Source organism: Shewanella sp. UCD-FRSSP16_17, from assembly GCF_001675935.1.
GTDB lineage: Bacteria > Pseudomonadota > Gammaproteobacteria > Enterobacterales > Shewanellaceae > Shewanella > Shewanella japonica.
The window spans coordinates 147,754-170,922 of the sequence record NZ_LZFV01000046.1 but is presented as its reverse complement, the minus strand read 5'-3'; the positions used below and the strand labels follow the sequence as shown (position 1 = coordinate 170,922).

Below are 23,169 nucleotides of genomic sequence, written 5' to 3'. Positions count from 1 at the left end.
GAGACTAGAACAAATGAGACGTAACCTGCTACCCACCTTGATGTTTATGGTGCTACTAAGCCCATTAGCCATCGATATCTACTTGCCTTCTATGCCAACGATGGCGATAGAGTATGGTGTGAGTGGTAGCCAAGTTCAGTCGACATTAGTGCTGTTTTTGTTTGCGATGGGCTTAGGTCAAATCCTGATTGGTCCTTTAGCAGATCGTTTTGGGCGCCGTCCTATCGCATTATTTGGTATCGTCCTTTATGGCGTTAGCAGTCTTATTGGCGCAATGGCACAAGAGTTTGAAGTGCTACAATTAGCTCGAGTTTTACAAGGGTTAGCAGCTTGTTCAACCTCAATTGTAGTATTCAGTGCGGTGCGTGATTGCTATAGCAGCAAAGAAAGCGTCAAAATGTACAGTTATTTGAATGGCGCTATTTGTGTTATTCCTGCTTTGGCACCAACACTAGGTGGCTTACTCGCGCTGCAATTTGGTTGGCGTTCTACATTTATTTTTATGGCACTGTACGCCATTATCGTACTCGCTATTGTCCTCATTAAATTCCCAGAAACTCGTCCAGAAAACACCGATACCAGTGGCCCTTTATATCGTTGGGCACGTTATAAGCCAGTGCTAAGCGATCCGCATTTTATGTTTTATGCGAGTACTTGTATGGTGGCTATGGCTTCTATTGTCACGTACGTATCGTATTCACCTATGTGGCTGATTGGCGAGTTAGGGGTAAGTGAACTTGAGTTTAGTGGCTTATTTGGCTTAAATGCTGCGGTAAATATTGCTGCGTGTTTTGCTGCGCCAGTGTTGGTTAAGCATATTGGCAATCGCCCAGCAGTTATTGCTGCACTCGCAATGATGTTGTTAGCTGCTGTTATTGAAGTCGTCATGCAGTTAGCTGGACCTGAAACTGGTCTTGCAGCAGGGTTTGCCTTCATGTTGCCAATGATGTTGTTATGCATTGGTTTTGCAGTATTACTTGGCCCTGCAACGTCAATGGCTTTATCTGCTTTCGGTGAAAGAGCGGGTACTGCAGCAGCCATGTTAGGTTGTATTCAAATGAGTGGGGCATCTGTGTTAGCAGGCTTAATTCAGATGACTGACATCACCGCTCCTTATGCCGTAGCCTTCTTAATGGGTGGTTTATCGTTAGTATTGCTATTAATCATGTCGATAAAAAGTTTAAGCCATTTGCATATGGAGCAAGTACAGCCAGAGCATTAAATTTTTTCGTTATTTTATAGATGTTGCTCAATGCCGCTGATGAATTATTAGCGGCATTGTTGTTTTGGTTCTAGAAACGAGCGTTAATCGCGATACCGAAACTGGTATCTGAATCGCTATCAATAAAAAGCTGCTCTATTGAAGCTCTAGCGGAAATGTATTTAGAGAACTTCCAGAAATAGCTGGTATTCACTGTATAAACATTAAAGCTATCATCACTAATGTAGTTACCTGTGTCGTTTATTGAACCTTCAGGGCTTTGGCTTGAGTATGAGTAAGTGCTTTTACCATCAAAGTTTAGATATTTATAGCCAGCACCAACAGACCAAGCATTTGTAATGTACCAGTCTGCATCGATAATTAACGTCGTCTCCTCATCTTTCCCTTTGTGACTTGACTCAACCATTTGTGGAATAAAATCATTAGTTCCGTTTGGAATATACGTAGTGTATGCACTGTGATACTCCGACTTCATTTCGGCATAGGTCACTCCTGCAGTTAGCATTAAACCAGACGTTTTTTCAAAAGGTAAGTAATGCTCGTATTTGGCGGCTATGGCATCGTAATCTTCTGAACGGTGAGAATTGTATGAATCATACGAATCATGATTGGAGTTTGAAGAAGTTAAGTATGACAACGTAATTTTAGCGTATGGATTGAAATAGTAACCAGCATTGATTTCATAGGTATCTTCATCATTAGCATCAAACGAATCTCGCTCTTTTGTTACTAGGGAGTATGCTCCACCGATAAAAAAGCGAGAATTGAAAATATATTCACCTCTAAGTGCATAAAGATCTTGGTGATCTGTTGTAGCGTAACGAGCTGAAACAACAGATGATTGGCTTAAATACGGTGCAAGTTCAAGAGGGACATCGGTTTGGTCTACGCCTTGAAAAAAATAACTATATGAAGCGCTAGCTAAACCGTCTGAGCTTTCACTGGTGTCAAGAAACCCAATTTCGGCTTGGTGATGAAAGCGACTTTCTGAACTTGATGGAGAGGTATCTGCTGCAAAAGAGGCGCAGCTTGCAAGGTATAGTATCACCGAAAGTGATATTTTATTGATAGTCATAATTCTTCCCTGAGTTAAAATATATCCTAAACATAGGCTTAATTAGCAAATGTTATTTAAGTAACATTACATATAATTTCTTTTATTACAACAGGCTATAATTTTAATGAGCAGAGCTTTTTGCCAAAAATGTGCTTATCCAAAGTCGGCGTGCGTGTGTAGCAGCGTGAAAACGGTGAAGGTCAAAACAGAAGTGATTGTGCTGCAGCACCCTTCAGAGGTTGAGCATGCTAAAAATACGGTTAAGTTATTGTGTTTAACCTTACCAGAGACCCAAGTTGTGGTAGGGGAAACAGCAGAAGACTTTGCTGAGCTGCAAGTGTATCTGCAACAAGCCAGCAAGCCTGTATTTTTAGTCTATCCAAGCGAAACAAGCCAACGTGCTTCAGAGTCAAATTCACCTGAAGATTGTATTATTTTATTGATTGATGGCACTTGGCGAAAAGCCTTCAAAATGCTGCAGCTTAATCCTTGGTTACTTGATTTGCCGGCATTGCATATTGAGTTTGAAGGCGTGTCACAGTATCGCATTCGTAAAGCGAAACGAAGTGATAGCTTGTCGACGCTTGAAGCGACAGCATATATGCTGCAAGCCATTAATCCGACATTGGATATAGCGCCAATGTTTGCAGCCTTTGATGCGATGGTGCAACATAAGCTAGATGCCATGCCGCCAGCTGTGCGTGCTCGTTATGATCAAGAACAATAACAAGGAAGATATACCGCATGTTGAATCAAACGCGATTGGGTAACACATATTTCATTGCTGTCACGGTAATGGCAATCTTGAGTGCGATCAGTTCATGGCACGTGAGCGCAAGTGAAAAGCCTAGGCTGACATTATCTCAAAAAGCGGATCAAGGGCGAATTGATTCCAAAAAGACTGAGCAAGAACAGTTAGAAAAAGCTCGTAAAGCAGCAAGTGATACCCAAAATCGTGAGCAAGAAGTCTTAGCCCGTCAAGAGTCTGGTGAGTGGGAAAAAGAGCAGATAAAAAAGTCTCAAGCACAATTTAATGAGCGTGAATCTCGTGCCGACAAATATCTGCGTGAAGCAAAAGAAGCTGCCGCGAAAGAGCGAAAAATTGAAGAGAAATAGCTTCCAGCAGTTAACGCTGTTAGCAGTGTATTACTCACTAATCACTGCTCGGTAACCTTCACCATTTTCTTTGGCCACAAATGTTAAGTAGTTGTCAATACTATCGATACTGTCTTCATGATAATGGGATACAAACAATAACTGGCTCAGGTTCTCTTTGGCGATCAACTCAAGGGTCTTTTTAACTAAACGTATTCCCAAGTAATCTAAGCCTTGATAAGGCTCATCTAAAATCAGTAGCGTAGGCTGTTTAACGAGTGCTCGAGCAATCAGTAATAATCGTTGTTGGCTATAGTCTAATTGCTTTATCGGTGTATTGGCGTACTCAACCATGTGCAGCATGATGAGCCAATCTTTTGCGACAGCTTTCTGGTCAGCACTGGCTTGCTGATATAAGCCTATCGAGTCATAAAAACCTGATAAAATCACATCTGTCGCACTGCAATTTACCCGATATTGTAAGTGGAGTGCTGAAGATACCATGCCAATATGCTGTTTAATTTCCCATATGGTTTCACCGGTGCCTCTTTTTTTGCCAAAAATATGAATATCATTGCTATAGCATTGAGGGTGGTCGCCAAATATTAACCCTAACAAGGTGCTCTTACCGCAACCATTTGGGCCTTTAATTTGCCAGTGTTGGCCGTTATCAATTCGCCAATTCACATCGGTAAAAATCGTTTTTTCGCTATAGGCAACTTTGCCATTTTTAAGTTCAAAAACCGGATTGTTAAAATGACTCAGGTGGCGATGTCGTTGCATTGTCGCCAACATTAATTCGCTTTGTACCTGAGTTTGTGAGGTTATTTGGGCGATGACAGGGTGCTGCTCCCAATCGTGCTTGTTCATCTTTCTGTCTAACTTTCCGTGGCTGAAAATAGCAATGTTATCTATCCACTTGGGTTGATCTTCTTCTCTTGAAAACACCAGTAACATCGGGATTGGTAATTGGCTTAAATAGTCAGATAATGCATCTCGATGCTGAATATCTAACCCTGAAAATGGATTATCAAGCACTAAAAAGTCTGGCTGACTGGCGATGGCAATTGCCAGCATGACTCGTCGTGTTTCCCCTGTCGATAATTCTCGAAACCCTTGCTCTTGTAGTGAGTGTAGATCTAGCTTTGTCAGTAGTGCATCAATGGGCTCGGGGTTATTGGTTTGTCTGCTACCCGCTGCGGGCAGTGCTTGTTTTATCAGTTCGATGACTTTAGTGCCTGTATCGACAATATCTTGAAAATCTGTGTCGTCACTTTCAAGCTCTAAGGCTAATAACCTTTGCTGCTCGGTTAATGAAACTTGGGCAATGCGATGCGCCGATATAATCATGTCACCTGACAACACCTCAATATCTTTGGGTTGGTTAGTCAGTTTGTTATCAAATAATGCAGCGGATTGCTGGCAAAGCAGATCGCCTAGTATGGATCCAATATCACCATGAGCACTAAACACTCCCCACGACTGGTTGTGAATATGCCAATCGGCAATATCCAGTGTCAGAGAGTGACTCAATGCAGTGAATTGATTAAATTTGATATCCATTAGCTAATGTCCTTGTGTTGCAACCACTGGCGAAAGGGTAACGATTCGCACAGGTCAATCGTACAGAAGTTCACTAAGTAAACAAATCGAAACAATTTCTTAGGTCCTCCTTTAACAAAATATTTAACAACTCGAGTCAGACCTTGTAGATTGGAATGCTACAAAAAATGATAATAACCATGGATGATAATATGCGCCTCTCTACTTTAGCCTTATGTGTTGCGACACTGTCAGGCACGTTTGCTCCTGCCGTTTTTGCCAATAGCCCTGATGCAGCTAAATTGACTGCGAATGTTGAACAAAAAGTCATTGAGTGGCGCCGGGATTTACATCAGCATCCTGAGCTATCTAATCGAGAATTTAGAACCAGTAAAGTGATTGCTCAGCACCTAGAATCATTAGGTTTAGAAGTACAAACTGGTGTGGCTCACACAGGCGTTGTAGCGATTTTAAAAGGGGCAAAACCTGGGCCATTAATTGGTATTCGTGCTGATATGGACGCATTGCCTGTCACTGAAGTGGTGGACTTACCTTTTGCCTCAAAAGCCACTGATACTTATCGCGGTCAAACTGTAGGCGTGATGCATGCATGTGGTCATGATACCCATGTGGCGATGTTAATGGGCGTGGCCGAAAACCTTGTTAATGCTAAAGATAGCCTTGCTGGTGACGTGATGTTTATCTTTCAACCGGCAGAAGAGGGCGCACCAGCAGGTGAAGAAGGTGGTGCAGAGTTAATGCTTAAAGAAGGCTTATTTGCCAAGCGTAAACCTGAGCAAGTGTTTGGCATGCATGTGACTTCAAGTTTACCTACGGGGGTTATTGGCCTTCGTTCAGGCCCCGCGATGGCATCAGAAGATTCATTCACTATTACCGTTAAAGGCCGTCAAACTCACGGTTCTCGTCCTTGGGGCGGAGTGGATCCTATTGTGGCATCGGCGCAAATTATTAACAGCGTACAGACCATAATTAGCCGCCAAGTCGATGTGACTAAAGCACCTGCTGTGGTGAGTTTTGGCGCCATTAATGGCGGTATTCGTTCAAACATTATTCCTGATGAGGTAGAGCTTATCGGAACGATACGTACGTTCGATCAAGATATGCGAGCAGATATTAAAGTTAAGCTTGCCGAAATTGCAGAATTATCAGCTAAAACCCTTGGGGCAACTGCCACAACAGAAATTGATGCAGGTTATCCTGTGACAGTAAACAATCCTGAATTAGTCGCTAAAATGCGCCCTGTCATTCGCAGTGTTGTAGGCGAGGATAATTTAATTGAGCCAGGGCTGATTACTGGCGCTGAAGACTTTTCTTATTACGCATTAGAAACCCCAGGTTTGTTTTATTTTCTGGGGGTCACCCCAGCAGGCAAAGATCCTGCAACAGTGGCCAGCAACCATTCACCGGCGTTTTATGTGGATGAGTCTGCATTAAAAGTTGGTGTGCAAACCATGACACAATTGGCGTTAACGGCCTTAAGCGCTAAGTAAAAAACGAATTACCTGACAAGTAACAATCTTGTGTCAGTTAACAAGACCATGAAAGATATCGTCGCTGTGACGGATGATTAAAAGGAAACCAACATGAAACGCAGAATGACCGCGTTATTGGTATTACTCAGCGCTTGGGTTAGCGTAGCGCAAGCTACCACTCAAGAAGATGTAAATACTTTTACGTTAGATAATGGCATGAAAATTATGGTGCTAGAAGACAGCAGCATACCCAATGCCAATATGTATCTATTTTGGAAAGTCGGTTCACGTAATGAAGTGCCAGGGATTACCGGTATTTCACACTTCTTTGAGCACATGATGTTTAACGGTTCAAAAAAGTATGGTCCGAAAATGTTTGACCGAACGATGGAAGCTGCTGGTGGTGCTAACAATGCCTACACCACTGAAGACATAACCGTGTATACCGATTGGTTTCCTGCCAATGCATTAGAGACCATTTTCGACTTAGAAGCCGATCGTATCGCCAACTTAGATATAGCCCCTGAAATGGTCGAAAGTGAACGTGGCGTAGTGCAATCTGAGCGAACCACTGGCCTAGAGAACTCTAACTGGCGCACCATACAAGAGGAAGTTAAAGGTGTGGCATTTAGAGCGCATCCTTATAGCTGGTCAGTGATTGGTCATGAGTCAGATATCGCAGCTTGGAGTTTAGAAGATTTACAGCAATACCATAAAACTTATTATGCACCCAATAATGCCGTCGTGGTGATTGCTGGGGATGTGAATGTTGCTGAAGTCAAAAAGCTGGCCAAACAATACTTTGGCGTCATTCCTGCGCAAACGCCACCTCAAGCTGTGCGCACTGTAGAGCCACTTCAAAAAGGCGAGCGTCGCGTGTTTGTGGAAAAAGCGTCAGTGAGTACGCCAAACGTGATGTTGGCGTATCATGTACCCTCAACAAAACATGAAGATTATTATGCACTTGATTTGCTAAATACCATTTTTAGTGAAGGTAATAGCTCTCGTTTATATCAAGGGCTAGTTGACAAGCAAGTTGCATCAAACGTGGTGTCTTATCTGCCATTATCATTTGATCCTAACCTGTTTTATTTTCTTGGTGTGGCAAATGCGGGAGTCGATGCGGAGCAACTTGAAGCCAACATGATTGCGGAAATTAACCGTATTAGCACTGAAGGGGTGACTCAACAAGAGCTTGAAAAAGTTAAAAATATCAAACTGATGAATTTCTATCGTACGATGCAAACCATTAATGGTCGTGCCAATACCTTAGGCCGTTACGAGCTGTATTTTGGCAGTTATGACAAACTATTCAGTGCCCCAGAGGCATATAACAAAGTCACAATAGAAGACATTCAACGTGTGGCGCAAACCTATTTACGTAAGGCCAATCGCACCGTGGGCGTGTTAGCTGCAACAGAAGGAGCTGACCTATGATGTCATTAGCAGGATTTACCTCAAAACGTACGCTTACAGCCATGGCGCTGGCATGCTCATTAGCCGTAACAGGGTGTGCAAGTACTACAGGCACCAGTAAAACGGTTGATACTGGCAGCTTTAGCATGCCTCAATACGAATCAATGACCTTAGATAATGGCCTAAAAGTGAACTTTATGGTGCAGTCTGAAGTGCCGATTATTAACATCAATGCGGTTGTCAGAGCTGGTGCTGTTAATGACACTACCTCGGGCGTGTCGTATATGACTGCTAAGAGTTTATTATTAGGTGCTGGTGGCAAATCGAAGGCGGAAATTGAGCAAACCATTGATTTTCTTGGTGCAAGTTTAAAGACAGCTTCGGGGCGTGAAAGCTCGCAAATTGATGCTGACTTTATGAGTAAGGATCTCGACACCGTACTTGCGATAATGCAAGATGTGTTGATATCACCAGACTTTGATAGCGCTGAATTTGAAAAATTAAGACAGCGTGAAATAGTGGGATTATCGCAAGCAAAAGAAAGCCCCCGCGCGGTTATTGGTCGTTACTACACTAAAATGGTATTTGGGCAGCACCCTTACGCTAACCCAACAACGGGTAACAGCGTTTCGTTAGCTGAGATTAATATTGCACAATTACGTGCTTTCCATAAAAGCTATTATCAGCCAAGTAACATGGCCATTAATGTTGTCGGTGACTTTGACCCAGCCCAAATGAAGGCAAAGCTAACTCAAGCTTTTGGTCGCTGGCAGGGAACTGAAAAAGCCGTCCAACCTGATTTATCACAGGGATTACCGTCACTTAATGCTAGCCGAGTATTGTTAGTTGATAAACCTGATGCGATTGAAACAACATTTGTTTTTGGTGGTTTAGGTATTCGCCGTGATAACCCTGATTATGTAGGGCTAACGGTAGTCAACACCATTTTAGGTGGCCGTTTTACTTCATGGTTAAACGATGAGTTAAGGGTCAACGCTGGATTAACTTATGGCGCTCGTTCTGGCTTTAATCCTTTTTCTGATTCTGGGGTTTTCCAAGTCAGCACCTTTACCAAAACCAGTACGACTAAAGAGGCCATGGACTTAGCGTTAAAAACCTATGCGCGTTTATGGGAACAAGGGATAGATCAGCAAACCTTAGATTCAGCTAAAGCCTACGTAAAAGGCCAATACCCGCCTAAATTTGAAACAGGTGGTCAGCTAGCTGAGCTAATGGCAGATATGTATATCTATAAATTTGATGATTCTTTCATCAATGAGTTTCAAGCCAAAGTCGACGGCTTAACCCTTGAAGATACTCAGCGTTTAATAAGCACCTATTTCCCTCAAGACAATTTGCAGTTTGTGTTGATTGGTAATGCTGCTAAGGTTGCTGATATTGCTAAAGAATATGGTGAAGTCACGCAGATTAATATGACGGACGTGGGCTTCGGTCAATAACATTCATCTCGTCTACTTTTGATTGTAAATGCCTTTCTTATTTGAGAAAGGCATTTTTTATTGGTCAAATTTGTCGGTTCAATAACTGCCGATATTTGCAAAAATAGTTTAGTTATTTGAAAATCGTGATGGAATAAAATAATGTGCTAGCTAATCACTGATTAAGCTTACTTCAAGGCCTTTTTGTCCATGTCTTATAATATTGGAATCTCAAAAATAAGCTGTAGCTTAGCCCTCTTGTTAGGATTTATAGGGATGCTGCCCGCAGCCAGCGTGAGCGCGGCGAAAGTGGATTTGAGCCAGTTTTGTCCACGACTTGATGGTGACTGGGTTGGCTCGGCGGCTAAGTCGGGCTCCAGACCAAAACAAGTGACAACTGCTGCAATTTGCTCATCTGATAAACGGAATCTAATGCTGACGGTGAGCCGTGGCGACAGTAACCCCAATAGTGAAGTTTGGTGGTTTCGTGCACATAGTGGTGATGTACTCCTGACATACACTGACGGTGTTGGTGCAGATAGAGAGCAAGTTTTTAGTTTATATCAGCGTGGGGATAGTTTTACTTTTTTAGGAAAAGGGCAACTTAATCAGCGGCCTGCATTGATTCGTTTAAGCTTTGAGCCCTTATCATCGACGACTAGCGCTCCAATTGATAATGCCCAAAGCGCAATGGAAAATGACAGTTGGTTGTGGCGTCAAAGTGCGCATTATCTTGATGATGATAGCCAGCAATATCAATTGATCCGCGCGATTGAGCTGACAACAGTTCAGCCCAATTAGCCAGCGCTACAAGTTAAATTAGCTATTCGGCTCCAGCGTAATCAAGCTGACGCCAAGCTTCATAACTAATAATCGCCACAGAGTTGGATAGATTTAAACTGCGATTACTCGCAGCCATCGGAATGCGTAAGCGTTGGCTGGTGGGAATAGATTCAATGATATCCATCGGTAATCCACGGGTCTCAGGACCAAATAACAATACGTCATCAGCGGCAAATTCAAGCTCACTATGTGGGCGGCTGCCTTTAGTCGTGCACGCCATGATGCGCTTGCCTTGCATTGCCTCAAGGAAGGCTTCAAAATTCTTGTGGCGAGTGATATTGGTTAAATCAGCATAATCTAAGCCAGCTCTACGAAGCTTTTTCTCTTCTAAATCAAAGCCTAATGGCTCAATCAAGTGAAGTTTTGCCCCATTGTTGGCACACAGACGAATTATATTACCCGTGTTTGGAGCAATTTCTGGTTCATAAAGCGCAATATGGAACATGTTAAATACCTTGATTGAATGAATCGAGAATTATACTCAAAACATCATAGCCAGGGAAAGAAATCATCAAGATGATGATGTTTTGCCTGACATTCTGCATATGGCTCCTGCTAACGCTTATCTGAGAGTTAGAAAGGTAGCCTTAGGTTACTGCATGGTTTTAGGCAGGCTAATGACAACACTTAGGCCATGGGGAGAGATATTTTTTGCCTCAATGTTACCTTGGTTGAGCTTAATGGCTGCTTGGGTAATGGCCAGACCTAATCCCCAGCCACCTGACTCACGATCGCGAGCATCATCAGGTCGGTAAAACGGCTTAAAGATTTCTTCTAAGTCGGCTTCATCAATCCCTTGTCCATCATCATCAATGGTGATCACCACTCGATCTTGTACCTGTTCTGCCGTAATATAAATCACAGATTCGGCATAGCGAATCGCATTTCTCAGCACGTTTTCTATCGCGCGAGATAAGGATTTTGGGTAATGGTCGAGACTGATTGTTTCAGGGATCTCAATATCTAAGCGTTTTTGCTGCTGCTCGGCTTCAAACTCTGCATCATCAAGAATATGGCTAAGCGATTCAGCCAGTTCAAGATGGACTTTATTTTCAGTGTTGCTGATGGTGACACGAGATAGGGTTAATAGCTCAGATATGAGGGCTTCTAACTGCTCAGCTTCATAGCCAATACGTTCTATATCAGGGCTACTTTGATCTTTCTTACGGGCTAATGCCAATGACAATTGCAGCCGGGTTAACGGCGTACGTAGTTCATGAGAAATATCACCCATTAAGCGTTGCTGATTATTCATCATGGTTTCGATGGACTCTGCCATGGTATTAAATGCTTGGGCCAGCTCGCCAATTTCATCCCCACGTTTTACCACGCTGGTTTCGACTCGACTTGATAAGTCTCCTCGCGCTAGCGCATTAGAGCTTTGCTTGAGTGAACGTAATGGCTTACCTAAGTTCCAAGCTAAAAGGCCGCACAGTAGACCAGACATTAACATGGCGATAATGGCTGTCAGCAGCTTGTTATCACTGAAAAAGAAAAACCAAGGGCGTGGGTGATTATCTGAAATACGTGCATAGACGCGGTAAGGCTTCTCACCTGCTATAAATTCGTAAGGACCGAAAATTAACTCAGTGCGGAATTGGTGACTAATAGGGGCACCATTGTCTTCGCTGATAAGTAAAAACTCACGAAAAGTACGTGGTACTTTGTTCGTATTTAACACCCTACTTTGCTCGTCAAGAATATAAAACTTAAAGCTTTTTCCATCACGATTTCGGTGACGATTTAAACGTCTTAACGCTTGTTCATCTTCAAGTAGCGACGGCTCTTCTATAAAGTGCTTTGCCGCACGTTTGAGCAGTTGTGTTTGTTTGTCCGACAAAGGGAGTTGATCATGGCTTTGTTGTAAAAAAGGCAAAATCGCCACAAAGGCGATGATGAGCGAGCTGCATAACCAAAAACCCAGTAATAACTTAACAAATAAGCGATTTATAGAAGAGAGGAAAGTCATTACGGGATCCAAATATAGCCTTTACCACGGATGGTTTTTACTCTTGGTCGACCATCGCTGCGTTCAGGTAATTTTTTGCGCAAGTTAGATAAATGCATGTCTAAGCTGCGATCAAATGGCATTAATTTTTTACCGAGTACGGTTTCGCTAAGTTGTTCTTTTGTGACCAAATCGCCCGCTTGGGTGATCAAGCTATGCAGTAAGGAAAACTCAGTACCCGTTAAGATAATAAGTTGTTCGTTACAATAAAGCTCTTGTCTTGCTTGGTCTAAACTGAGGTCACCAAAATCTAATCTAACTTGCTCATTTTTGTCAGCTTGAGTTAATACCGAGCGGCGTAAAATCGCGCGCATACGTGCAATTAACTCACGGTCGTTAAACGGTTTTGGTAGGTAGTCATCAGCGCCAATTTCAAGGCCCACCACGCGGTCAATTTCATCACCACGAGCAGTTAACATGAGTACTGGCGTTTGCTTTTGAGTTCTGAGGGCACGTAAGACTTCAAAGCCATTAAGTTTCGGTAGCATTACATCAAGTAAAATTAAATCAAAATCTTGGTTCTGTGCATAATCAAGGCCTTGTTGGCCGTCAAATGCTTGGGTCAATTCAAACCCTTCAAGTACCAAAAGCTGGGCTAATAATTCTGATAAACCTGCGTCATCATCAACTAATAAAATACGACTCATTGCGATCCTCACTCTTTTATTAATTGCACTATATAACGAATGAGGATCCAAGTTTAGCAACATTGCACTCTTTTACATAAAGATGAGTAAGTGCGACATAAATTTTGCTACGCGTTACCACCTAGCCGCACTATTTTTCTGCGACGTGATATTTTCCATCAGTGCGAATATATACCATTGCCCCTTGCGCTGACGTTGTCACGTTATGGCTGAATTTACCGTTAGAGCCAAAATAACTGCCCGCGGTTAATCCTTTTCTGTTTGGTGTTTCAACAGATTGATAGCTAAGGCTACCTTTGATAACAATGGCTCTAAACTCTTCAGCATCGCTTGTCAGTGTTCCACTAAAGTTGGCTGGCAATTTTATCATTGCACCGCCGAGTTCCCCGACTTTGTTACTGCCCCATAATGCGGTTATTTCAGCATTATTTCCATTGATAGACTTCATGTCGGTTTGGTCTAGCCAAACAAGATTTGATTGATGAAGATTTATTGGTCGTTCGCCATTGTCAAATTGCTCATTAGATGGTTTAACCAAATAAGGGCCACTATCAATTTCAAGGAAGATGAGGTTGTCTTCTCCATTGGCTGCAGTGATGTGGTTCTCGCCAGCAGGTTGTGTCCAAAAAGAACCTGTTGGCATCCACATGGTTGCAGCATCGGGATCGTCATTATGCATTTTCCCCTCAATAACCACACCACGATAAGTAATGTTATGAATGTGGGGAGGTGAGGAAAACCCTTTATTGAATTTCACTAACATACCCGTTGGCACATTTTGGGTGCGATCGCCCCAAAGGTTGGCCGCCCCAGGGCTTTTATCGCCACGAAGTGGGTTTAAATATCCCCAGTCAATATCAGCTGTCGTGATGACTTCTGACTGAGGGGAGGTTTCTGCAAAGACAGCGGTGGCAGGTAAAGTGCTGAGTAAAATAGCCGGTAATAGTGTGTGTAATAGATTCATGTTTGCGATCTCTGTCGGTGCTGAATATCGTGATTAAAATAAGATTTTTAAAATTAATCTCAAAGTATCAGTTAATTATAGTTACTGAAGGAAATACAAAAAGGTCACTTGGTGAGAAACAGTATCAAACAAATCGGCATAATCCAGCACTTCATAATTTCAATTATTACAAAATATTATTAAAAACATAAATATTGATAATTTAACTTTTTGATTGTAGTTCTCCTATACTTTTCTCATCGAAATTAGCCCGACTTTATGAACAACAACTGGAGAGATAAATATGTCTGCACCTATGCCTTACCCAAGAACGTTTTCTCATATTGGTATTTCAGTACCTGATTTAGAAGCGGCAGTGAAGTTCTACACCGAAGTACTAGGTTGGTACTTAATTATGGAACCAACAGAAATTACTGAAGATGATTCTGCCATTGGCGAAATGTGTACGGATGTATTTGGTGCAGGTTGGGAGCGTTTTAACATTGCCCACCTCTCTACCGGTGACCGTATCGGCGTCGAACTGTTTCAATTCAAGAATCAAAAGAATCCAGAAGATAACTTTGAATATTGGAAAACTGGCGTGTTCCACTTTTGTGTTCAAGACCCTGATGTTGAAGGACTAGCAGAGAAAATTGTTGCTGCAGGTGGCAAAAAACGAATGAAAGCACCGCGTTATTATTACCCAGGTGAAAAACCGTACCGCATGATTTACATGGAAGATCCATTTGGAAATATCCTAGAAATCTACAGCCACAGCTATGAATTACATTATGCCAGTGGTGCATATAAATAACATTCACAGGGGTTATGGAGGCTATTAGGTTTTTCGTCATCCCCGTTTTCAATCTGTTAGACATCCTCTATTGTATTGCCGTTATAGGAACACACTATGTTTATCAATCATCCCAGTCGAAGAGAATTCATGAAGTTACTGGGTGTCAGTTTAGGGGCCGCCGCTTTGCCTATGGCATTAACGGGTTGTGCGTCTGCCACCTCGCAACAAGAGGCTACTGCTGAGGCCGCAGCAATGCCAGATTCACTTACACCGTACCCTAGAACCTTTTCTCATATCGGTATCTCGGTGCCAGATTTAGAGGCTGCAGTTAAGTTTTACACTGAAGTCTTAGGTTGGTACTTAATCATGGAGCCGACAGAAATTGTTGAAGATGATTCAGCCATTGGTGAGATGTGTACCGACGTTTTTGGTCCAGGGTGGGAGCGATTTAAGATAGCACATTTATCTACTGGCGACCGAGTTGGAGTGGAGTTGTTTGAATTTAAAAACCAGCAAAACCCTGACGATAATTTTGAATATTGGAAAACAGGTATCTTCCATTTCTATGTTCAAGATCCAGATGTTGAAGGTTTGGCTGAAAAAATTGTTGCCGCTGGGGGTAAAAAACGCATGAAAGCGCCTCGTTATTATTACCCTGGTGAGAAGCCATATCGGATGATTTACATGGAAGACCCTTTCGGCAATATTTTAGAAATCTATAGCCATAGCTATGAGTTAACTTACTCGGCTGGAGCTTACCAATAAAGTTTATTGGAAAACTAAATAACAAAAGCGAGTCTTAGGTATAAGACTCGCTTTACTGGTTACTGAGCTTTATAGCGAGATTAAGACTTTTGCTTCAAGCGTTTAATCTTAACGATGACATAAGTCAGCAAGATAGAACCTACAATCAAGCCTACAGAGAACACCACGTTTTGCAGCGCCATCGGGTCGATAACAAGCATGCTGCCTAAACCTAACATCATAATACCTGACATCAGCTTGAGCACTTCACCTTCTTTTTCAGTGAGTTTACGTTTACCTAATGTCGCCGAGAATACAATCACAATGATGGCTAATGGGATAACGTAAATGACGTTATAAGCGATGAGATACATATAACGCTCAATGGTATCTAACCCCGAAATTGATAGCACAGACGTGTAAATCATCGGGAAACCAGCAGTACAAAGTAGCTCATAAGCGTTGGCCATAATCGCCAATAACGCAGAACCGAATATTAAGGTTGGTAAAGAGCTGGTTTTAGACAATTTCCCCATCCGCTTTATTAAGCTGCCACGGTTTTCAACCGACATAGACAAGCTGACATCGCCCTTACCAAAGAAGAAGTCCTTTATGTTGACCAAGGCGGCCACCAGTGCAATTAATCCCGCACCTGTGATAATCCAGCCTCCGTCTCCACCACCTAGTAATTGGAACAGGTTGAGCCATGCGCTCATGAAGATGAAGTAAATAAAGCCAGAGAAGAAAACGAAAATTCCGCCTACTAATAGCATGCGTCCACGACTGCCCGCATTCACCATGATGCTTAATAAAAAGAGCAATACGAAGAAGGCGCAAGGGTTAAAGGCATCGACGCCAGCTAGCACTAAGGTCAATACAGGTAGCGACATTTTTTCAGGCTGAACAGCGCCGATCAGTGGAATATCAACAGGCTGTACGTGAGGGGTATCATCTAGCTTAGCTTGGCTTGCTGCATTTGAACCAAAATCCATATCACAGGTACTAGGGTTGTTTGGATCTGAATTATCCGAGCAAGTTTCAAATAACGGTGCATCAGCGGTGGTTTTATCTTCATAAAAATCACCCATTAAATCTTCAGCTGGCATGGTGCCGCCATTTCGCTGATAACATGCTTCTAGGCGTTCAAGAATATAGCGACCTGTCACATCATGGCTATTATAGCCTGTAATGGCTTCGCCACAGACGGCAAAGTAAGGCACAGACTTAGGCTCGACGCCGGTTTTCTCGCCTATGGCCATCAGTTTATCAACATTGCCTGGTTCTGATATAAGGTAATCATGTTGATTTATCCAGCTATATCGCTCAGCAAGTGCATCAATGAATGGGTGTGCTTTACGGCAGTGTGGACAGGTTTCTGACCAGAAAAAATGTAAATTTACCGAGGGTTCAGCGGCGCTATTATCTATCCATAAAGCATCATCGTTTGCCTGCGCCATACTGGCAAAAGAGAGCAATAAACCACATAACAAAATTAATCGGCTGAAAACCTTACTCATCCATAACCTCAACTTATACACCTTATTAAAACGTTCAATTAGTGTTATCTCAGATACATATGTCCTATGTAGGTTCAGTATGAAAATGATCCCTTTTTATATACGTGAACTGGCTCCCATTATGGTGTATGAGATTACTTTTGTTCCAGAAATGAGATCTTTACATAGCTTTACCGAGGCTAAACCCTTACTGACATTGCAATTGCTAAACTAGCTTCATATCAAAAACGCATTAAATACACATAAATTCGTTTTGGGATATTGAAGACAACATTCTGTTAGCAGTGTTACTTAAAAAAGGGATTAAGCGCTGTTAGCCCATTGTTTTAATTGAGTAAAACACATAGATAGGTGACATTATGAAATCACGTTTAACAGTAAAAAATAGTTTATTAGCCTTTGTTGCTACTTCAGCATTATTAGCTGGTCAAGTGTACGCAACAAGCACAGACACCAATACTCAAACTGAACAGACTCAAAAAAAGGGTGAGCGAGCACATGGTGGTAAGCACCATGGCAAGAGCATGCATAAAAGTATGCGTAAAATGCTTCGTTCACTTGATTTAACTGACACTCAACGCACAGATGTAAAAGCGATTATTGAGAAGTACAAAGAAGAGAAAGGCGAGCGTCCATCAGCAGAAGAACGTGCGGCACATAAAACTGAAATGCTAGCGCTTATCAGTAATGCAAACTTTGACGATGCCAAGGCTGATTCAATCATTGAAGCGAAACAGTTGAAGCAAAAAGAAGGCATGAAAAACTTCATGAAAATGCAAAATGAAATCTACCAACTACTGACTGAAGAGCAAAAAGCGAAGTTTGACTCACGTTTTACCAAAACCAAAGGTAAAGGTCGTGGTTAATTGTTAACTGACTCCGTTATACTGGAGGTTACCACTGCATTTATTTAGGCGTGATGACCTCTATTATGACAACAGATTCAGACTACGATTTTTGGGTTAAGTTAGCTAGTCGCGCAGCTGTAGCCACAGCGTTAATCCTTATTGTGATCAAATTGCTCGCATGGCTCTATTCTGGGTCTGCGAGCATGCTTGCATCGTTAACCGATTCGTTTGCCGATGCACTTGCCTCAATCGTTAATTTTATTGCTATTCGTTATGCCATTTTACCTGCTGATGATGATCATCGTTATGGTCATGGAAAAGCTGAACCATTAGCCTCGCTTGCTCAATCTGCCTTTATTCTTGGTTCTGCTTTCTTGCTGATGTTTTATGGCGGTGAGCGACTCTTTAACCCTGTTGAAGTTACTCATGCTGGTTTAGGCGTAGTCGTTTCGATAATTGCCCTTATCATGACCTTTGCGTTAGTACTTCTTCAAAAGAAGGCCTTAGCTAAAACCAACAGCACTGTGGTTGAAGCTGACTCACTGCATTATAAGTCTGACTTGTTCTTAAACGGCGCCGTGTTATTAGCTTTAGTACTGGCACAATATGGCTGGTGGTGGGCTGATGGTTTATTCGCGGTATTAATTGCTTTATACATAGGTCATCAAGCAATAGATTTAGGTTATCGCTCTATTCAGTCTTTGCTTGATCGTGAGCTAGATGAAGCAACCCGTGAAGACATCATCGCAACTGTTAAGCAAGACCCTAGAGTGAATGGCTTACATGACTTACGTACTCGACAAGCGGGTAAGACCACGTTTATCCAGTTTCATATCGAGTTAAAAGGCTCATTACTATTACGTGAAGCCCATGAAATAACCGACAACACTGAGAAACGTTTATGTGAAGCGTTTGATAGTGCGGAAGTGATAATTCACCAAGACCCCATAGATTAAATGCATTTCAAACAGCTCTTTGCACCGCTAACTGTGTTGAATTTACTTGCAATAGACCCGCTATTGACGCGTAAATTCGCCTTATTATCAGCGCAAAGCTCAAGTTTGAATTTAACTGATTTATTTTAAATGAGTGAATATGGCTATTTAAACATAACTTATTGAACTCTTATCCCGAGTTCAGGTTATTTAGATTGCTACTAGATTCATATAAAGACTAAAAGCCGCCAACAAGTTTAATTGTTAGCGGCTTTTTTATGTCTGTTTGAGCAAGTAGGCTAATAACCTAGCTGTTTAAATTGCTTAACAGCGAGTGAAACAATATTGTCGATACTGTTATCGACATTAACAGTGACGACTAAATTTTCTTGGCTAGGATCTTCAAGGGTAGCAAACTGGCTGTCGACCATGTTTTGTTTCATAAAGTGGCCACTTCGAGCCTGCATTCTTGCCAAGATAAGATCGTAACTGCCTTGTAGATATAGAAAAGCGACTTGTTGGTTACCTTCTCGTATGGTGTCTCGGTATTGTTGTTTTAGTGCAGAGCAAACAATGATGGCGGTTTCATTTTTTGATTCGATACTGTATGCGGCATCACGAACGCGCTCTAACCACGGTGCGCGATCATCATCGTTTAATGGCTCGCCACGGGCCATTTTTTGAATATTAGCTCGTGGGTGTAGGTCGTCACCATCAATAAATTTCGCATTCAAGCTATTTGCTAACTTTTCGCCAACGGTGCTTTTACCACAAGCACACACACCCATCACAATAATGGTTTTACCGGTCATTTACGTACCTCAAATCAGGGTTGATCTATATACTTTAGCCGTTTCGAAAGTATATCTCGAAGCTGAGTGATAGTACCGCGTTGAGTTGATTTTTTTTGACTAGATTAGATTTAATCAACTTGATAAAGAATACCTAAAAGAACGATGGAACATACCATGGACACTTTAGCTCAATCTGCTGATCCTACCTATTTACTAATGGTCGCTGCTGCGGCTATTACTGCTTTACTCGTACTGATAATAAAACTCAAAATGCACGCTTTTGTGGCATTAACATTAGTGAGTTTATCGACAGCCCTTGCGACAGGGATCTCTACTGAACAAGTTGTTCCAACAATGATGTCAGGCTTTGGCGGAACGCTAGCTGCGGTTGCGCTATTAGTGGGCCTTGGCGCAATGATTGGTAAAATTTTAGAAGTGACCGGTGGGGCGCAAGTATTAGCTGATAGCCTCATTGGCCGTTTCGGGGCAGAAAAGGCGCCACTGGCATTGGGTGTCGCCTCATTGCTGTTTGGCTTCCCGATTTTTTTTGATGCGGGCCTCATTGTGATGATGCCGATTATATTCAGTGTTGCGAAACGTTTTGGCGGTTCACCATTAAAATATGCGCTGCCATCTGCAGGTGCATTCGCTGTCATGCATGCTTTTGTGCCACCGCACCCAGGCCCGGTTGCCGCAGCTGATTTACTTGGGGCAAACATAGGTATGCTACTAATGATTGGTATTTTAGTGGCGATCCCAACTTGGTATATAGGGGCTTATTTGTTTGGCTTATATGCAGGCAAGAAGTTTGATATTCCTTTATCTAAGGTTTTCTTAAGTTCTGAGACCGTGATTGACCCTGCTAAACAGCCTAGATTCATTACTGTATTAATGATCTTACTGCTACCAGTATTGCTAATTTTTCTAGATACAGGCTTGAACACCTTGAGTGTAGCAGGTGTGATAGATGGCAGTGCCACTTGGGTTGAGAGCCTGCGAATGCTAGGTAAAACTCCTATTGCATTGTTAATAACCTTACTCGTTTGTCTTGCTGTGTTTGCTAAAGATTACGGTATGAAGCAGCTTGAGAAATTGTGTGGTGATTCTCTCGCCCCCATTTGTGGTGCAATTTTAGTGACAGGTGCTGGTGGTATGTTTGGTGGTGTATTACGTGCCAGTGGTATCGGGGAGGCCTTAGCAGGTGTATTGAACGATACTGGTATGCCAATCATTGTGGCTGCTTTTGTTATCGCAACTTGTTTACGGGTTGCTCAAGGCTCTGCAACGGTTGCTTTAACGACAACAGCAGCGTTGATTGCGCCAATGGTCGCTGTGACATCAGGCCTTACCCAGTATGATCTTTGCTTTATTGTTATCGCTATTGCAGGTGGTTCGACCGTCTTGTCTCACTTTAACGATTCAGGTTTCTGGCTTGTGGGTCGTTTAATGGAAATGGATGAGAAAACCACTTTAAAGACCTGGACTGTGATGGAAACATTACTCGGAACTATCGCCTTTATTATTGTGGGCGTATTGAGCATGATTATTTAGCCTGAATTCAGGTTTTTAATAAGTTAAGCCAGTATTAACCTATTAGTTAATGATAAGAAGGAGCAGCAATGCTCCTTTTTATTAGCTTATCGTTATTGACACATTTTCGAACAAATACCTACATTTGAAATGATTGATGAGTGAGTGCTTTCTGCTATGCTGCCTGCGCTGATAGAATTATTAAGGAATGATAATGAAACGCTTATCTGTAGTAGCAAGTGCAATATTAATGGTCGGTTTATCTTTTAATGTCACAGCCGAAGAACATAAAGCCCGCGATACGGGTTGGTATGTGGGTGGTGAACTGAGTAATGTACAACTGGAAGTCGGCAGTTTTGACGATTCTGGTGCAGGTTTCGGTGCTTATGGTGGTTATAACTTCAATCATTGGTTTGGCATTGAAGGAAAATGGATGCTGACCAATGATCTTCAAGATGGTCGTGTTGATCTTGGTTTAGCTGTTTTTTCGGCTGCGCCGAAATTTACTTGGGCTATCAATGATACCTTTTCTGTTTTTGGTAAAGTGGGCTTAGCGATTCGTGCACTCGAAGTTGACCCAGATTACGATTATGACGAAGGCTTTGATACTGCCGATTGGAGTGGTGTTAATGTGCTTTACGGTGTTGGCATAACAGCTGCTGTTTCCGAATCACTGCGCTTACGTTTAAGTTATGAGTATGCCACCGGTGACTTAGATGCCGATCGTTCTGAAATGCTAGATATTGATGCAGATACTTCGCAGTTAGCATTAGGGCTGCATTACCAGTTTTAAACTGAGTGGTCTTTAGTATAAAAAGATAAAGCGAGTGTAAATAAAGAAGGATAGCTTTCGCTATCCTTTTTGTTTTAACTCTTGTCGTAAATTAATCCATTTCTAATTCTTTGAGTTTACGCGTGAGGGTGTTTCGCCCCCAGCCTAAACGTTTTGCCGCTTCTTGCTTATGACCTTGAGTATGCTTGAGCGCTGTTTTTAATAATATCCGCTCAAAGGCTGGTTGCACTTCTGTGAGCAAATCACTTTCACCCGCTGATAGCTTTTCATCAATCCATTGGGTTAATGCCACTTGCCAATCTGAAACACCGTCAGTTCTTTCACCTGAAGCGACTGGGTCTTTAAGTAACTCAGCGGGTAAATCCTGAGGCAAAATCTCTTGGCCTGAGGCCATCACCGTTAACCAGCGACAAGTATTTTCAAGTTGTCTAACATTACCGGGCCAAGGTAATTGCTCTAATTTGGTTGCTGTTTCTTTTGTCAGTACTTTTGGCTCTACACCGATTTCTTTTGCTGCAGAAATCAAAAAATGGGTGGCCAATTGAGCAATATCTTCACGACGCTGCGACAGTGGTGGTAGGTGAACTCGAATCACGTTTAAGCGGTGAAATAAATCTTCACGAAAATCGCCTTTTTGCACCAATAATTCTAAGTCTTGGTGTGTTGCGGCAATAATCCGCACATCGACTTGTACTGCCACATGGCCGCCGACGCGATAGAACTGCCCATCGGCAAGAACACGTAAAAGGCGGGTTTGCACATCAAGTGGCATGTCGCCAATTTCATCTAAAAACAGAGTTCCGCCATTGGCTTGTTCAAAGCGACCTTGGCGGACATTGGCTGCACCAGTAAAGGCGCCTTTTTCATGACCAAATAGTTCAGACTCTATTAGGTCTTTTGGAATAGCAGCCATGTTCAATGCGATAAAAGGGCTATCTTTACGAGGGCTGTGTTTATGCAGTGCGCCAGCAACCAGTTCTTTACCAGTACCAGATTGACCATTAATTAATACACTAATGGATGAACGAGATAGGCGACCAATCGCACGGAATACCTCCTGCATTGAAGGTGCTTCGCCAATGATCTCAGGGGTTTTCACCACTTCGGGTTCTTCAGCTGGCGGAGGGACTTGTTCGGTTGCATGAGTCAGTGCACGTTCCACTAACGCAATGGCTTCATCAATATCAAATGGTTTTGGTAAATACTCAAATGCCCCCGCTTGGTAAGCGCTGACGGCACTGTCTAAATCAGAGTGCGCCGTCATGATAATGACTGGAATATGCGGGTAGTGCATTTGTAAGCGATCAAGCAAGGTTAAGCCATCAGTTCCAGGCATGCGGATATCTGACACAATCACAATAGGCTGTGAGATTTCTAATGCTTGCCATAATGATTCGGCCGCAGCGAAGCTGGCAGTAGAAATCTTGGCACCCAGTAGGGCTCTTTCTAATACCCAGCGAATAGAACTATCATCGTCGAGGATCCAAACTTGTTCGCTTATACTCAT

At 42.4% G+C, this 23,169-nt stretch carries 22 protein-coding genes; 13 read left to right on the top strand and 9 right to left on the bottom strand.

Annotation, left to right across the window (positions count from 1 at the left end; all coding sequences use genetic code 11):
- Positions 1–13: 13 nt before the first annotated feature.
- On the top strand, positions 14–1,222 hold the full coding sequence (locus tag A9267_RS17885; RefSeq protein WP_065110173.1) for a multidrug effflux MFS transporter: 1,209 nt from the start codon (positions 14–16) through the stop codon (positions 1,220–1,222).
- Positions 1,223–1,292: 70 nt separating this feature from the next.
- On the opposite strand, the gene A9267_RS17880 is transcribed toward A9267_RS17885, so the two are convergent.
- Positions 1,293–2,297: an outer membrane beta-barrel protein gene (locus A9267_RS17880; protein ID WP_065110172.1), complete on the bottom strand. Its 1,005-nt coding sequence runs from the start codon at positions 2,295–2,297 to the stop codon at positions 1,293–1,295.
- Between the two features lie 106 nt (positions 2,298–2,403).
- On the opposite strand from A9267_RS17880, the gene A9267_RS17875 reads away from it, so the two are divergent.
- Together A9267_RS17875 and A9267_RS17870 are read left to right on the top strand one after the other, a co-directional pair.
- A complete protein-coding gene (locus A9267_RS17875; protein ID WP_065110171.1) occupies positions 2,404–3,006 on the top strand; it encodes a tRNA-uridine aminocarboxypropyltransferase in 603 nt (200 codons plus the stop codon).
- Positions 3,007–3,074: 68 nt separating this feature from the next.
- Positions 3,075–3,395, top strand: coding sequence for a hypothetical protein (locus A9267_RS17870; protein WP_174567616.1), 321 nt, complete (start codon positions 3,075–3,077; stop codon positions 3,393–3,395).
- 30 nt (positions 3,396–3,425) lie between these two features.
- Here the strand turns inward: A9267_RS17870 and A9267_RS17865 are convergent, their stop codons facing one another.
- Positions 3,426–4,937: an ATP-binding cassette domain-containing protein gene (locus A9267_RS17865; protein WP_065110170.1), complete on the bottom strand. Its 1,512-nt coding sequence runs from the start codon at positions 4,935–4,937 to the stop codon at positions 3,426–3,428.
- A 179-nt stretch (positions 4,938–5,116) separates the two neighbouring features.
- On the opposite strand from A9267_RS17865, the gene A9267_RS17860 reads away from it, so the two are divergent.
- The 4 genes from A9267_RS17860 to A9267_RS17845 all read left to right on the top strand — a co-directional run bounded on the left by A9267_RS17860 (position 5,117) and on the right by A9267_RS17845 (position 10,065).
- Entirely contained in the window at positions 5,117–6,427 is a 1,311-nt protein-coding gene (locus A9267_RS17860; RefSeq protein WP_231919205.1) for an amidohydrolase, read from the top strand.
- Positions 6,428–6,520: 93 nt separating this feature from the next.
- Positions 6,521–7,846 carry a M16 family metallopeptidase gene (locus A9267_RS17855; RefSeq protein ID WP_065110168.1) on the top strand — a complete coding sequence of 442 codons (1,326 nt, stop codon included), beginning with the start codon at positions 6,521–6,523 and terminating at the stop codon, positions 7,844–7,846.
- Entirely contained in the window at positions 7,843–9,285 is a 1,443-nt protein-coding gene (locus A9267_RS17850; RefSeq protein ID WP_065110167.1) for a M16 family metallopeptidase, read from the top strand. The genes A9267_RS17855 and A9267_RS17850 overlap by 4 nt, the downstream gene beginning before the upstream one ends.
- Positions 9,286–9,540: 255 nt before the next feature.
- Entirely contained in the window at positions 9,541–10,065 is a 525-nt protein-coding gene (locus A9267_RS17845; protein WP_231919203.1) for a hypothetical protein, read from the top strand.
- 22 nt (positions 10,066–10,087) lie between these two features.
- On the opposite strand, the gene trmL is transcribed toward A9267_RS17845, so the two are convergent.
- From trmL to A9267_RS17825, 4 genes are all read right to left on the bottom strand, one after another.
- Positions 10,088–10,552 carry a tRNA (uridine(34)/cytosine(34)/5-carboxymethylaminomethyluridine(34)-2'-O)-methyltransferase TrmL gene (trmL, locus tag A9267_RS17840; protein ID WP_055025361.1) on the bottom strand — a complete coding sequence of 155 codons (465 nt, stop codon included), beginning with the start codon at positions 10,550–10,552 and terminating at the stop codon, positions 10,088–10,090.
- Positions 10,553–10,699: 147 nt separating this feature from the next.
- Positions 10,700–12,076: an ATP-binding protein gene (locus A9267_RS17835; RefSeq protein ID WP_065110165.1), complete on the bottom strand. Its 1,377-nt coding sequence runs from the start codon at positions 12,074–12,076 to the stop codon at positions 10,700–10,702.
- Positions 12,076–12,762, bottom strand: a complete 687-nt coding sequence (locus tag A9267_RS17830) for a response regulator (protein ID WP_055025359.1) — start codon at positions 12,760–12,762, stop codon at positions 12,076–12,078. Before A9267_RS17830 ends, A9267_RS17835 begins: the two co-directional genes overlap by 1 nt.
- A gap of 130 nt (positions 12,763–12,892) precedes the next feature.
- Positions 12,893–13,726: a DUF4437 domain-containing protein gene (locus A9267_RS17825; protein ID WP_065110164.1), complete on the bottom strand. Its 834-nt coding sequence runs from the start codon at positions 13,724–13,726 to the stop codon at positions 12,893–12,895.
- Between the two features lie 283 nt (positions 13,727–14,009).
- On the opposite strand from A9267_RS17825, the gene A9267_RS17820 reads away from it, so the two are divergent.
- The gene (locus A9267_RS17820; RefSeq protein ID WP_174567600.1) at positions 14,010–14,519 is read left to right on the top strand and encodes a lactoylglutathione lyase family protein; all 510 of its coding nucleotides are present in this window, start codon (positions 14,010–14,012) and stop codon (positions 14,517–14,519) included.
- Between the two features lie 234 nt (positions 14,520–14,753).
- Positions 14,754–15,266, top strand: coding sequence for a lactoylglutathione lyase family protein (locus A9267_RS17815; RefSeq protein WP_065110323.1), 513 nt, complete (start codon positions 14,754–14,756; stop codon positions 15,264–15,266).
- 80 nt (positions 15,267–15,346) lie between these two features.
- Here the strand turns inward: A9267_RS17815 and A9267_RS17810 are convergent, their stop codons facing one another.
- Positions 15,347–16,762, bottom strand: a complete 1,416-nt coding sequence (locus A9267_RS17810) for a cytochrome C biosynthesis protein (RefSeq protein WP_065110163.1) — start codon at positions 16,760–16,762, stop codon at positions 15,347–15,349.
- Between the two features lie 359 nt (positions 16,763–17,121).
- Here A9267_RS17810 and A9267_RS17805 point away from each other — a divergent pair, with 359 nt between their 5' ends.
- Both A9267_RS17805 and fieF read left to right on the top strand, forming a co-directional pair.
- Positions 17,122–17,628: a Spy/CpxP family protein refolding chaperone gene (locus tag A9267_RS17805; protein ID WP_065110162.1), complete on the top strand. Its 507-nt coding sequence runs from the start codon at positions 17,122–17,124 to the stop codon at positions 17,626–17,628.
- Between the two features lie 65 nt (positions 17,629–17,693).
- Positions 17,694–18,566, top strand: a complete 873-nt coding sequence (gene fieF, locus A9267_RS17800; RefSeq protein ID WP_065110322.1) for a cation efflux pump FieF — start codon at positions 17,694–17,696, stop codon at positions 18,564–18,566.
- A gap of 278 nt (positions 18,567–18,844) precedes the next feature.
- Here the strand turns inward: fieF and A9267_RS17795 are convergent, their stop codons facing one another.
- A complete protein-coding gene (locus A9267_RS17795; protein WP_055025354.1) occupies positions 18,845–19,357 on the bottom strand; it encodes a gluconokinase in 513 nt (170 codons plus the stop codon).
- Between the two features lie 156 nt (positions 19,358–19,513).
- On the opposite strand from A9267_RS17795, the gene A9267_RS17790 reads away from it, so the two are divergent.
- Positions 19,514–20,890, top strand: a complete 1,377-nt coding sequence (locus tag A9267_RS17790) for a GntP family permease (RefSeq protein WP_065110161.1) — start codon at positions 19,514–19,516, stop codon at positions 20,888–20,890.
- Positions 20,891–21,083: 193 nt separating this feature from the next.
- On the top strand, positions 21,084–21,662 hold the full coding sequence (locus tag A9267_RS17785) for an outer membrane protein (RefSeq protein WP_055025352.1): 579 nt from the start codon (positions 21,084–21,086) through the stop codon (positions 21,660–21,662).
- Between the two features lie 91 nt (positions 21,663–21,753).
- Here the strand turns inward: A9267_RS17785 and glnG are convergent, their stop codons facing one another.
- Positions 21,754–23,169, bottom strand: a complete 1,416-nt coding sequence (gene glnG / locus A9267_RS17780) for a nitrogen regulation protein NR(I) (protein WP_055025351.1) — start codon at positions 23,167–23,169, stop codon at positions 21,754–21,756.